This is a genomic window from Corynebacterium antarcticum, from assembly GCF_016595285.2.
Taxonomy (GTDB): Bacteria; Actinomycetota; Actinomycetes; order Mycobacteriales; family Mycobacteriaceae; genus Corynebacterium; species Corynebacterium antarcticum.
This window is the reverse complement of the sequence record NZ_JAENIP020000001.1, coordinates 56,768-69,644: the sequence shown is the minus strand read 5'-3', so window position 1 is coordinate 69,644 and position 12,877 is coordinate 56,768. Positions and strand designations below refer to the sequence as shown.

Genomic DNA, 12,877 nt, shown 5'->3' with positions numbered 1-12,877 from the left:
TACATGTCCGGATCATGCCATGACGCCTCCACACCGATGAGACCCGCCGTGGAGTCCAGCCGTTCCGGATGACGGGAGGGCGGGACCACCGTTGGTCCCGCCCCACACGGCCTGCGGGAGAAGGGGAGGAGCATCCCCGTTCCACCGATGGTCAGGGCACGGATCGGGCCTTTCTGTGCACCCGGGTGACGGAAACAGACCGCCACGTTCCGGTCGACGGTGATCGACGTGACGGTCCGTTCCGTGTGCCGGAGGGAATCAGGCCCCGTTCTTCTTCGCTTCCTCCTGCTGCTGCTTCAGCAGGCGAGCGGCGTTGCGGCGACGCTTGCGGAGGAGCTCGATCCGCTCCTCGAGGAGCTCGTCGAGTTCCTCGATGGAACGACGCTCACGGAGCATGTCCCAGTGGGTCCGCGGAGGTTTGGTGGGCTTGGCTTCGACACCCTCACCCTCCATCAGGGTGCCCATCTGACCGTTCTTGCACATCCAGGTGCCGGGAATCTCCGCGTCATGCGCAAAAGGAACCTCGAAGACATCCCCGTCATCGGTGCGGTACTTCACCAGCTGGCGCGGCGCGAGGTCGTGGTCGCGGTCGGTCTCGTAGCTCACGGCGCCCATGCGGCTACCGCGGAGAACACGATCTGCCATAGAAGTATCAGTCCTTTACTGTGCGAAATACTGTTCAACAGCCATGTTCAGCCGGATGATCCCCAGTGTGAAGCGGAGACGTCCGCGTCATCCGTGGTGCAGCGAACGACGGAACCGGTTGAATCCGGTGTTCGGCGGGTGGTTCGCACCCTCTGTTTCCTCGCGCTGCTCCGGGTCGACGGACGGAACGGCTGTTCATCCACACCACTATAGCCCTTGATCACGCCACACGACCACCGGAGATGACCGGTCACCTCTTTACCGACCGTCCGGACCGGACACCCGGGTCCGGGGTGATTGTTGATGATGCGGCCGGGAAGGCCCTAAGGTTGGGGGAGTGAGTGAGGAAGCGGTCGTCAGGCGCCAGGCGACATGTCAATGGTGCCAGGGTCCTGTTCCCGAACAGGACCGGGGACGACCGCGGAAATACTGCAGCCATTCGTGTAGGCAGCGCGCCTACGAACAGCGTTCGCGGGTGTCCGGTACCTCGATACCCGAGGACGCGGTCATCATGCGCCCGGAGAAGGCGGAGCGTCTCACCGATCTGCTCTTCGAGCTCCGTTGTGCCGCGGAGGACATCGCCACGGCCGCGGAGGAGAATTCCCCTGCGGAGGAGATCCGTGAACTCTGCACGGAGCTCGTCACCTTGGCGCGCCGCGCCGAACACCTTCGCTAACTTCGCACGTCGAGAACACCGGAAGAGGATACATGGAAACCCTCAAGAAGCCGTTCGTGGCTCTCACCGTCATCGCCATCATCGTGATCTCCCTGGCGAGCGTCGGCCCGCTGGTGTACAAACTCATCACCAACCCCGGCATCCGTACCGGTGGCATCAACGCGGAGAACGCTGTTCCCGCGACGACCGGTGTCGACGGCCACTGGAATCTCGTTCCGGGCTCCGGGGCGAACACGACCGGTGTCGGCTTCACCTTCAACGAGGTGCTTCCGGGCGAGCGCAAGAGTACCTCGGGAAGCACATACCAGGTGACGGGCTTCCTCGACGTGAGCGACGGACAACTCACCGACGGAGAGGTTGTCGCGGATGCGACGACCATCAAAACGGACATCGAGAAGCGGGACATCAATGTGCGGAGGAGCATCCTGCACACCGACGATTTCCCGACAGCCACATTCCAGGTGAAGGGGCCGATCGATCTCACGGATGTTCCCGACGACGGTACGGTGGCGAACGCTGAGGTTCCCGGCGTCCTCACTCTCCACGGAACCTCCCGCGACGTGACACCCACGCTGGACGTCCTCCGCACCGGTGAGCGGGTCATCGTAGCCGGGGTTCTCACCGTCGACAGGACCGACTACAACATCTACCCGCCGGAGTTCGTCGCGGCGACCATCGCCGAAAAAGGCGAGATCAACATCCGTCTCGTCTTCGAGAAGTGAGGTAGAACATCATGGCGCACCGTATGATCCCGATGCTCTGGTTCCGCATCGTCATCCTGATCGGTTTTCTGGGGTACACGGCGTACTCGCAGATGTGGCTGCTCGCGGGTATCGGCGTCGTTCTCCTCGTCCTCACCGGATTCCAGTTGCGGACGGCCCGGAGCACACGGGACAGCATCCGGGCCGCGACAGACGGATCCGGTGGGAAGGAGCCGGGTAAATCATCTCGCCGGCGATGATCAGGTCATAGGTCTTTACACACCACTTTTTGTCACGCGTGACAAAAAGTGGTGTGTTTCCGCACTCGCCGACCGGAGCGGCGGGGCGGTCAACACCCCGCCGGGAAGTCCACCCACGCACCGACGGGTGCCATCATCCGGGAGTGCAGACGCCATCAGGTACCGCTGCGGGACATGGCTGCAACGGCGCCACAACGGGACGACGTGTTGGGAGCACGCTGCCCGGGAAGCAGCGCCCATACGTCAACCTCCGACCCGATAACGCCGGGATGGTACGACGCACCCGGCACCCGGCATCACGGGCCGGGTCCCGGAATCGGAGCCAGGCCGACGACACAGCCTCCGGCACCCGGAGGTACCCACAGAGGGAACACCGAGATCGCCTCTTGGCCGATAATGTACATTATGTCATTTAACACCGTGCCCGACACGGCACCCGCTGCGTGACGGCGCAGCGTGTCTTTCTCCCCCAGACAGATGGTTACCGGAGCTCTCCCCGAGCCGCGCCTCCGGGAGAGCCGGAACCCCGACCACCAGACAACGCTGCCGGAGGACCCGTCAGGCGAACTCGCGGTTGAACACAGCCACACTGAGACTCACGGTGGGGTCAGCGGCCGGGACACCATCCTCCCGGTCGTCCCGCAAGACGGCTATGAGTTCGGCGGCGGACGTGGGTGGCAGCGGGAGCACAACCAATGCGCACACATCAGGTCCGTAGCAACGACGAAAACCACCCCACCGGCACTGGCCACGGGCTCGCCGGAAGACCCCCCGCGGCCCATGAGCGAGTGCGCCCACTGGTCGATGTAACCATCTGGCGGCCACCGGCGGAAGCCCGAGAAGCTCTCTGCCCCGGTGATGGTGCTCAGCATGGCCGAGGAACCACGACACAGAACACCCGGGTCACAGCCTCTGCAGAATCTGATCTACCGCCACATCTGGTATTTGAATGTGGTGCCGGGCAATTCCGGAGAAAGACCCGATTGCGCCACCGAGCTCAACTCTCCGAAAGGGCGAACCACTTGCCGTGTTTCCGGACACCCGTGCGGGAAATGGCGCCTTGCCGAGGTTCGTATTCTGAACTGAATACCGATAACGTGTCAATTATATTTTCCACCACCGTCATTATTCCCCGGGTGCCCGGCTGCTCCTACAGGGTGTGACATCGACAACCTGCCGCCATCCATTCAGGCATGCACGTCTTCCATTCTCTCAGTCATGGATGCTCGACATTGTCCGGAACAGTATTTGAATCCTTCGAAGCTTCCATTTTTGGGTTTGAGCTCACGTGTCGAAGTTCTCGGACGATGGAGACAACCGCTGGCAGATACCCCGGCGCTCTGCCCTGCACCGGCCACCGAGGTGAACTGCAGTGAAATCATGCAGTACCATGCGATTGACGTCGTATCCTCGCTTTCTATCCGCTCTACCGATCTACTTCCGTACCGGTCAGTGCCTGATAGAGGGTTAGTGCGCTCAACGTTGCGATTATGGGCGCTGCAAGATTGGGACTGATCGAATTGTCAGACAATAGCCATGAGAAAATTACGAAGCCCACACAGGCGGTCACCAGGGAGAGGGTAACAGCTGTTCTATTTGATTCGCTGCCGTGCGAGCTCCCCTTTGTGGATGACTTTTTACTGAGTTCGAAAAACTCCCGCGTTGTGCTTCTTCCATTCCGCCAGCAAACTCAAATACGGCAAACATTATTAGTTTAAATGGGAGGGCCAAAGACATCAGGGACCGCGACCGCGGCACGATAATCCCCGCACCCACTTCTTCCCCACCGACCCTTCCCGTGGGCCGCGGCGCCGTCTCCGACGGTCGGCCTGCGCACGATAGCGATCCTGATGCACGCGACGTAATACACCGGGCAGAAGCGGACCTGACCTGGTGGAGGTGTCACCGGGACGACAATCGGAACCTTATTTCCCCTCCCCCGCGGTTCAACCCCGGACGATTGCCCCGGATACGGAAACACGGGGCCAATGGTGCTCCGTTTTCTCCGGAGTTGCAATCGGCTGCACCTTTTGGTCGGTTCGACTGTAAGCTGATCAACACCGCTAAAGGTCATCAAGACCTAAAGGTAGATGAAAGGAGAGACGGTGTCCCCGCCCGATACCCGACTGGCCGTATCCACCGTGATCTTCGCTCTCCGCCCGGAGCCCGAGGCCACACCTTCCCTGTGGACCCCTTTCGTCAGACGGACCCGCGACCCGCACCTCGGTCAGTGGGCTCTACCGGGAGGTTGGCTCCCCGCCGACGAAGGGCTGGAGGATGCCTCCTCCCGGACGCTGGCGGAGACCACCGGTCTCCACCCCAGTTATCTCGAACAGCTCTACACCTTCGGCGATGTCGACCGCTCTCCCACCGGCAGGGTCGTCTCCGTCGTCTACTGGGCACTGCTCCGGACCGACGAGGCACAGCACGCCGGGGAACGGGAGAACGTCCGCTGGTTTCCGGCCGGGGATCTCCCCGACCTCGCCTTCGACCACCTGGAGATCGTCGACTACGCACTCGACCGCCTGCGGACCAAGGTCGAGTACTCGGCCATCGCCAGGTCCTTCCTCGGAGACACGTTCACGCTCACCGAACTGCGGCACGTCCACGAAGCCGTTCTCGGCCATCCCCTGGATCCCGCGAACTTCCGGCGTTCGATGATCTCCTCCCCCGATCTCGTCGACACCGGCCGGGTGCTCACCGGCACCCCCCACCGACCACCCAAGCTCTACAGCTACCGTGCTCCGGGCTCAGCCCGCCCCTAGCACGGTTTTCGCCACCCCTCACCCGCATAACCGGAGGACCAGTACATCATGCCCAACCAAGAACCGACCGGCCCACGCGAACACGCTTCCGTGGATCGGACACTACAGCTGATCACTGCGGGCGCCCGCGCCGGATCCTCCTGCAGCAGCTCGCTCACCGAGAACCCCTGGGCGTTCGACGCCATGCCCGGGTACGGGCCCGGCGCATCAATGTCGGATCCGATCCCCGACGATGCTCCCCGCCAGGGCAGTCTGCCGCCCGAGTACCGGAAGGCCTCCGACGCGGAACTCCACGATCGGATCCGCGCGGCGAAAGCGGCGCTCGGCGAGAGGGTCGTCGTCCTCGGCCACTTCTACCAACGCGATGAGATCGTCCAGCACGCCGATTTCGTCGGCGATTCCTTTCAGCTGGCGAACGCGGCCCGCACCCGGCCGGCCGCCGAAGCGATCGTGTTCTGCGGCGTCCACTTCATGGCGGAGACCGCGGACATCGTCTCGGCGCCCCACCAGAAGGTCATCCTCCCGAATCTCGCCGCCGGCTGTTCGATGGCGGACATGGCCGAACTCGATGCGGTCACCGACTGCTGGGAGCAGCTGCACGGGATCTACGGCTCGGCCACCGACCGGGACGGTCGCGTCCCGGTCATCCCCGTCACCTACATGAACTCCTCGGCGGCACTGAAGGCGTTCGTCGGTGAGCACGGCGGCATCGTCTGCACGTCCTCGAACGCTGACGCGGTGCTGGAGTGGGCGTTCGAGCGGGGTCAGCGTGTCCTGTTCTTCCCCGACCAGCACCTCGGCCGCAACACCGGTCGTGCCCGGGGAATCCCGCTGGCGCAGATGCCTCTGTGGAGCCCCGACCGTCCGCTCGGCGGAAACACCCGGGAGCAGCTCCTCGACGCCAGGATCCTGCTCTGGCACGGTTTCTGCTCCGTGCACCGGCGGTTCACCGCCGACCAGATCGACCGTGCCCGCGCCGGGTATCCGGACGCCCACGTCATCGTGCACCCGGAGTGCCCGATGGAGGTCGTCGACGCCGCGGACTCCGCAGGCTCCACCGACTTCATCGTCAAGGCGATCAACGCCGCTCCCCCGGGGTCCGTGTTCGCGGTCGGCACCGAGATCAATCTCGTCCAGCGACTGGCCGCCGAGCACCCCGAGCACACCATCTTCTGCCTGGATCCGGTGATCTGCCCGTGTTCCACCATGTACCGGATCCACCCGGGGTATCTCGCGTGGGTGCTGGAGTCCCTTGTCGACGGTGACACCGTCAACCGCATCACCGTCGATCCGGACACCGGTGCAAAGGCGGGTGTCGCCCTGGAGCGCATGCTGTCCGTCGCACCCCGCCCGATGGCCGGATCAACCAGTGGAAGGAAGGACTGACCGTGTACCCGACGGCGGCACAGATCAACGGCATCATCGACGACGCCCTCGCAGAGGACGCCCCGTGGGGCGACCTCACCTCCGAGACACTGATCCCCCCTGACGCCCGCGCGACCGCGACCCTCACCGCCCGTGAGGACGGGGTGTTCTCGGGTGGGGCCGTGTTCACCGCGGCCTTCCTGCGCATCGATCCCGGGACACAGATCGATATCCGGGTGGCGGACGGCTCCCGCTTCGCCTCCGGTGACGTTCTCGCGGAGATGTCCGGCTCCGCCAGATCGGTGCTCCGCGCGGAACGGATCGGGCTCAACCTCGTCCAACGCATGTCGGGAATCGCCACGCTCACCTCGCGGTACGTGGCCGCCGTGGCCGGTACCGGTGTCCGAATCGTCGACACCCGCAAGACGACTCCGGGGCTGCGCATGCTGGAGAAGAAGGCCGTCCGGGACGGTGGCGGCCACAACCACCGGGCCACGTTGTCCGATGCGGTCATGGTCAAGGACAATCATCTGGCGGTGCTGCTCGCCGAGGGGTTGTCGGTGACCGAGGCTCTCCGGGCGGCGCGTTCCCACCTCCCCCACACCACCCACATCGAGGTGGAGGTCGACCGGGTCGACCAGATCCCCGATGTCCTCGCGGCGGGTGTCGACTCCATCATGCTGGACAACTTCAGCCTGGAGCAGCTGCGGGAGGGCGTGGCACTCATCGGCGGCGCGGCGATCGTCGAGGCCTCGGGGCGGGTCAGCCTGGACACGGTCAGCGACATCGCCGGAACCGGGGTGGACGTGATCTCCGTCGGTGCGCTCACCCACGGCGTCCGGTCCCTGGACCTCGGGCTCGACGTGACCGTGAGGCCCTCCGGGAACGCCCGGTGAGCGGTCCGGACCTGATCTACCTCGATCACGCCGCCACCACGCCACCACGTCCCGAAGTGCTGCGCGCGATGTGGCCGTTCCTCACGACGGAATTCGGCAATCCGTCCAGCCACCACGGGGTCGGCGAAGCCGCCCGGGCCGGGATCACCGCGGCCAGGCGCGCGATCGCGGACACGCTGGGAGTGCGACCGGACGAGCTGGTGTTCACCTCCGGGGGTACGGAGGCGGACAATCTCGCGGTCAAGGGGATCACGCTCGGACACAGACGTCGAACGGGACGGGCGCACCTTCTCACCGGTCCCCTCGAGCACAGCGCGGTGCGTGAGAGTGCCGCGTACCTCCGCAGGTTCCACGATGTGCCGACCACGGAGCTGACCTGTGACGGGTCGGGACTCGTTGATCCCGACACGGTGGAGGCTCTCATCCGACCGGACACGTTCCTTGTGTCGGTGCAGGCGGCCAACAACGAGGTGGGAACGGTCCAGGACCTCGGGGCCCTGTCCGCCGTGTGTCGGAAGCACGGTGTCCCCCTGCACACCGATGCGGTACAGGCCGCCGGGCAGCTGGAGATCCGTCCGTCGGTGCTCGGGGTGGACTCGCTGTCACTGTCGGGGCACAAGCTCGGGACTCCGAGGGGAATCGGCCTGGTGTGGGCACGATCCTCTGTTCCCGTCGAGCCCCTGATCCACGGTGGCGGCCAGCAACGGGGCCGCCGTTCCGGTTCGGAGGATGTGGCCGGCGCCGTCGCGCTGGCCACGGCACTGGTCTCGGCGGAGTCGGAACGTGCGGCGACGGCCGAACGGATGACACGCCTGCGGGACGGCTTCATCGGGCGGGTGCTGGCGACGGTTCCCGGTGCACGGTTGACGGGTCACCCGACCCGCCGCCTACCCGGCAACGCGTCCTTCGTCATCGACGCTGTGAACGGCGAGACCGTGCTGATCGAGCTGGAGCGACGGGGCGTCATCTGTTCCTCCGGCTCGGCGTGTGCCGCGGGGTCCCAGGACCCCTCCCCTGTCCTGCTCGCGATGGGAATCGGGGAAGACCTAGCCCGCACGGCACTCCGATTCAGTCTGGGGCGGGCGACCACCGAAGCTGATCTCGCGGCCGCCGCCGGAGAGCTGGCGGCGGTGGTCGCCGCTCTCCGACACGGGTCCTGAACCGGGGTCCCGCGGGGTCGGTCAGTCCCTGATGGGCATGCGGCGCACGATGGCGGCGTAGAGCGCTCCGGAGACGTTGGCCCAGATGGCGGCGATGGCACCCGGGATCGCGGCCTCGGGGCTGAAGAACTGGGTCGCCATCGCGGACGCGAGTCCGGAGTTCTGGGTGGACACCTCGATGGCCGTGGTCCGGCAGGCGGCGGTCTTCTGGCCCAGCAGCTTCGGGGCGTAGTAGCCGACGACGTAGCCGAGGAGATTCTGGATGATCACTCCGAGCAGGACCACGAGCCCCACCACCGCGAGTTTCTCGGCGGACAGCGCGACGACGACCATGAGGACCATTCCGATGGTGCCGATGGACAGCCAGGGCAGCACCGGCAGGATCATGTTGACGAAACGGTCGAAGAACACCCTGAGGACGAGACCGAGCCCGACCGGAATGAGCACCGTCTTCACCAGGGACCAGGTCATCCCCCCGGCATCGACGTCCGCCTGGGCATCGGCCAGATAGAGCATGAGCATCGGGGTGACGATCGGGGACAACAGCGTGGAGACGCTGGTCATGGCGACGGAGAGCGCGACATCGCCCTTGGCGAGATAGGCGATGACGTTCGAGGCCGTGCCGCCCGGGACGGACCCGAGCATGAGCAGACCGACCGCCACCTCGGGCCCGAAGTTGAGCGCTTTGGCCACCGCGACGGCGGACAGCGGCATGACGATGTACTGGGCGGCCACCCCGAGGAATATCGGCCAGGGCCTCTTCACCACCGTCCCGATGTCGGGAAGGGTGAGAGTGAGACCCATGCAGAACATGATGACCATGAGCCCGGGTGAGATCCAGGATTTCAGCGGGGTGAACGTGTCCGGCATGAGGTAGGCGACGAAGGCGCCGATGATGACGACCGCGGGGAACGCGAGGACGGCGAGCGTCGCCGAACGTTCCTCCCTGTCCCCCGTCTCGGGTGGGTGCGGTGCGCTGTGACTGTCCAGAAGGGACAAGGTTCTTCCTTCCACTGGTGATCTCTTCGCGGTGTCCGACGGTACGGGCACGGTGTCCGCCGACCGCGCGAGGTGTGCGCGGCGCGGGCGGTCCGGGGCCGGGGTGGCGGCGCATCCGGTGGACGAAAGCTGCGGGTGCGGATGTGCACCTGCTCTGCAACTCCGGATCACCGTAATGGAACGTTCCCCGCCATCCCGAACGGCAGCGGCCCGAAGCTACCCCATGTCTCCACCCCCGAAGTAACTCCTGCGGCCGATCAGTATTTCCGCCCTCGGGGACCCACTTCCACAAACAACACGGTCAGACTAATTTCTCGGAGCTCCGGGAATCGCCGGAGTGTGATGTCTGCTGTCACCTCACGCGCGTTAGACTGCATCCATGAAGAAGCTGCTGACTCCGGATCCCAGTCGTATCGGGCGGCCCGAGGGCGCCGCCCCACAGCCGGACGCTGTACCCGCCGACCGTGCCAACGGTGCCCCCGCACCCCTGCTCAAGGCACTGCGGACACTCCTCGGCGCGGAGAATGTCTCGGGCCGCGTGAGTGATCTCATCCGCTACGCCTCAGACGCCAGCCCGTACCGGACCGTTCCGCAGATCGTGGTCCGTCCCCGCAACGCACACGACCTGTCGAGACTCATGCGTTTCGCCGCCCGCAACGACCGGAAGCTCACGTTCCGGGCGGCGGGCACCTCGCTCAACGGCCAGGCCATGAGTGACGACATCCTCGTCGACGTGAAGACCCACTTCACCGGCATGGAGGTCCGGGATGGGGGACAACGCATCTGGTCGCGACCGGGTGTCGTCCTCGGGGACGCTCAAGCTGTCCTGGCGCGCCACGGCCACATGATCGGGCCGGATCCGGGATCGACGCCCGTCTGCACCATCGGCGGCGTGCTCGCCGACAACGCCGGCGGAATGCGCTGCTCGCTCGAGCGGGACAGCTACCACACCCTGGAGGAGGCCACCTTCGTCCTGCCCTCGGGCACCATCGTGGACACGATGGCCCCCGACGCCGAGGCGAAGCTCGAGGAGGCCGAACCTGAGTTGGTCGCCGGTCTCCTGGCGCTCCGGGATGAGATCCGGGGAGACACGGAGCTGGTCGACTTTCTCCGCAGGAAGTTCTCCATCCGGAACACGAACGGTCTGCGCCTGGACGCGTTCCTGGATGAGGACACCCCCGTCCGCATCCTCATGCGCCTGATGGTGGGATCCGAGGGCATCTTCGGTGCGATCACCGAGTCCGTCATCCGCACGATCAAGCTGCCCCGGCACAAGGCCGTGGCCTGGGTGATGCTCCCCGACCTGCGGCAGGCGGCCTCCTATGTCGCCCCGCTGATGGAGACCGGTGCGCTGGCCTGTGAGTTGCTGGTTGCTCCGGTGCTGAAGCGGTCCGTCGACAACTTCCGCGAGGCCCCCGCCGACTGGGCTGACATCGACGACAACACCGCGGCACTGCTCCTCGAGGTCGGTGGGACCTCCGAGGAGGAACTCGAGCGCGCGATCGCCGCGGCCCAGGACGTACTCGCCGATGCGGAGCTGCTCTCCCCGCTGGCCTTCGATCGCTCCCCGGAGGGCCAGCGTGGTGCGTGGAAGATCCGGAACGGACTCTTCGGGCTGATCGGATCGGATCGGCCGCAGGGAACCGCACTCATCACCGAGGATGTCTGTTTCCCGCCCGCCCAGGTCGGTCGAGGAGCTGCGGATCTCCTGGACCTGTTGTCCAGCTACGGCTACCCGGAAATGGTCATGGGCCATGCCGCATTCGGCAACCTGCACTTCTTCCTGCTCCCCCGACTGGACGATGACGGGGAACGCGCCCGCTACGCGGCCTTCCTCGATGATCTCGCCCGACTGGTGATCGACGACTACCAGGGTTCCCTGAAGGCCGAGCACGGCACCGGGGTCAACATGGCCCCCTTCCTCCTCCGGGAGTGGGGTGACCGCGCCTGGGAGCTGATGTGGCGGGTGAAGGAGCTCATCGATCCCCGGGGTATCCTCGCCCCGAACGTCAAACTCACCCGGAGCCAGGACATCCACCTCCAGCGGTTCAAGTCCTTCCCCAAGGTCGAGGACGAGATCAACGCCTGCGTCGAATGCGGGTTCTGCGAGCCGGTCTGTCCCTCCCGGCATGTCACGGTCACCCCGCGACAGCGGATCGTGCTGCGGCGCGAGATGGCGCGGCAGCCGGAGGGCAGCGAGGTGCTGGCCAGGCTCCAGGAGGAGTACGGGTACGACGCGATCGAGATGTGCGCCGCCGACGGGACGTGTGCCGTGGCCTGTCCGATCAGCATCGACACCGGCAAGGTCATGAAGATGTTCCGGGCCGCCGAGCACGACGGCACCGCCGAGCACATCGCCCTCGGGACCGCGCGCAACTTCCGGCACTTCGAGCGGGCGGCCCGGGGCGGGGTGAAGGCCGCGGAGCTCCTCGACGGCGTCGCCGGAACCGGTGCCCTGCGGGGCGTCGCGACCGCGGGCCGCGCGGTGATCTCCTCCGACATCCTGCCGACCATCCCGGGAAAGCTGCCGCACGCCGCTCCGCGGACGATGCCCGCCACGCAGCGGGAAGGGGCCAGTGCCGTCTACTTCCCCGCCTGCATCAACCGCATCTTCGGTCGCCCCCACGGCGCGCCGGCCGACCAGCTGGAGCTTCCCCGGGCAATCGTCGAACTCGGACGCAGGTCGGGCCGGCCGGTCTGGATCCCCGGGGATGTCGAGGGGAACTGCTGCGGCACGCCCTGGTCGTCCAAGGGCTACACCCGTGGCTTCGAGGACCGCGCCCGGGCCATCGCCGCCGACCTGTGGCGGTGGACCGACGGGGGTGCACTGCCGGTGGTCGTCGACGCCGCGAGCTGCACACACGGCCTCCTGGAGCAGGTGCCCGGCGCCCTGGACGGTGACCTCGCGGAGAACTTCTCCCGGATCCGGATACTCGATGTAGTCGACTGGTTGAGGGATGAGGTCGTCGACGGACTCACGTTCACCGATTCGGCGGGCAGGGTTGCGGTCCACCCGACCTGCTCGACCACCCACATGGGCATCAACGACGACCTCGTGGCCCTCGTGCGGAGGGTTGCCGATGAGGTCGTCGTCCCGGACAAGGCGACCTGTTGCGGAACGGCCGGTGACCGCGGTCTGCTGCACCCCGAGCTGGTCGAGTCCGCGACCCGGGAGGAGCGGGCGGGACTCACCGGGCACTTCGATGCGTTCGTCTCCGACAACCGGACATGCGAGATGGGACTCGAGATGATCGCGGGCAAGCCCTACCAGAGCGTGGCATCCCTCCTGGAGAAGGCGTCCCGTCCCGTGGTGACCCCGTGACACCGTGACACCGGTATTCCCGTGGGAAGCAGGCCCTCTGAGCGCTTTCGCCCGGTTCCGACCACCGGTCGCGGATGGTCCGTGGCGA

10 protein-coding genes are annotated in these 12,877 nt (G+C 65.9%); 8 read left to right on the top strand and 2 right to left on the bottom strand.

The genetic code is table 11. The features are described 5' to 3' along the window. Positions 1-258 precede the first annotated feature (258 nt). Entirely contained in the window at positions 259-645 is a 387-nt protein-coding gene (locus JIM95_RS00305; RefSeq protein WP_198737891.1) for an RNA polymerase-binding protein RbpA, read from the bottom strand. A gap of 475 nt (positions 646-1,120) precedes the next feature. On the opposite strand from JIM95_RS00305, the gene JIM95_RS11540 reads away from it, so the two are divergent. The 7 genes from JIM95_RS11540 to JIM95_RS00270 all read left to right on the top strand — a co-directional run bounded on the left by JIM95_RS11540 (position 1,121) and on the right by JIM95_RS00270 (position 8,468). Then, positions 1,121-1,321 carry a hypothetical protein gene (locus JIM95_RS11540; RefSeq protein ID WP_410170733.1) on the top strand — a complete coding sequence of 67 codons (201 nt, stop codon included), beginning with the start codon at positions 1,121-1,123 and terminating at the stop codon, positions 1,319-1,321. A 32-nt stretch (positions 1,322-1,353) separates the two neighbouring features. Beyond that, positions 1,354-2,043 (top strand): YceI family protein, encoded by a 690-nt coding sequence (locus JIM95_RS00295; RefSeq protein ID WP_200257454.1) that lies wholly within the window; start codon positions 1,354-1,356, stop codon positions 2,041-2,043. Between the two features lie 11 nt (positions 2,044-2,054). Then, a complete protein-coding gene (locus JIM95_RS00290) occupies positions 2,055-2,282 on the top strand; it encodes a hypothetical protein (protein WP_200257453.1) in 228 nt (75 codons plus the stop codon). Positions 2,283-4,387: 2,105 nt separating this feature from the next. Next, positions 4,388-5,047 (top strand): NUDIX hydrolase, encoded by a 660-nt coding sequence (locus tag JIM95_RS00285; RefSeq protein WP_248702923.1) that lies wholly within the window; start codon positions 4,388-4,390, stop codon positions 5,045-5,047. A gap of 48 nt (positions 5,048-5,095) precedes the next feature. Then, complete coding sequence (nadA, locus tag JIM95_RS00280) at positions 5,096-6,433, top strand: quinolinate synthase NadA (protein ID WP_200257450.1); 1,338 nt, start codon at positions 5,096-5,098, stop codon at positions 6,431-6,433. Between the two features lie 2 nt (positions 6,434-6,435). Further along, positions 6,436-7,308, top strand: coding sequence for a carboxylating nicotinate-nucleotide diphosphorylase (gene nadC, locus JIM95_RS00275; RefSeq protein WP_248702922.1), 873 nt, complete (start codon positions 6,436-6,438; stop codon positions 7,306-7,308). Continuing rightward, the gene (locus JIM95_RS00270; RefSeq protein WP_248231469.1) at positions 7,305-8,468 is read left to right on the top strand and encodes a cysteine desulfurase family protein; all 1,164 of its coding nucleotides are present in this window, start codon (positions 7,305-7,307) and stop codon (positions 8,466-8,468) included. The genes nadC and JIM95_RS00270 overlap by 4 nt, the downstream gene beginning before the upstream one ends. Positions 8,469-8,489: 21 nt before the next feature. Here the strand turns inward: JIM95_RS00270 and JIM95_RS00265 are convergent, their stop codons facing one another. Further along, positions 8,490-9,467, bottom strand: coding sequence for a bile acid:sodium symporter family protein (locus JIM95_RS00265; RefSeq protein WP_200257449.1), 978 nt, complete (start codon positions 9,465-9,467; stop codon positions 8,490-8,492). A gap of 379 nt (positions 9,468-9,846) precedes the next feature. Between JIM95_RS00265 and JIM95_RS00260 the strand changes: the two genes are divergently transcribed. Continuing rightward, entirely contained in the window at positions 9,847-12,789 is a 2,943-nt protein-coding gene (locus JIM95_RS00260; protein WP_200257448.1) for an FAD-binding and (Fe-S)-binding domain-containing protein, read from the top strand. Positions 12,790-12,877: the final 88 nt, after the last annotated feature.

Excerpts from the sequence above, each read along its gene's own strand:
- JIM95_RS00290 (WP_200257453.1), top strand. The coding sequence starts at position 2,055 with ATGGCGCACCGTATGATCCCGATGCTCTGGTTCCGCATCGTCATCCTG.
- JIM95_RS00260 (WP_200257448.1), top strand. The coding sequence starts at position 9,847 with ATGAAGAAGCTGCTGACTCCGGATCCCAGTCGTATCGGGCGGCCCGAG.
- nadA (WP_200257450.1), top strand. The coding sequence starts at position 5,096 with ATGCCCAACCAAGAACCGACCGGCCCACGCGAACACGCTTCCGTGGAT.
- JIM95_RS00295 (WP_200257454.1), top strand. The coding sequence starts at position 1,354 with ATGGAAACCCTCAAGAAGCCGTTCGTGGCTCTCACCGTCATCGCCATC.
- JIM95_RS00305 (WP_198737891.1), bottom strand. The coding sequence starts at position 645 with ATGGCAGATCGTGTTCTCCGCGGTAGCCGCATGGGCGCCGTGAGCTAC.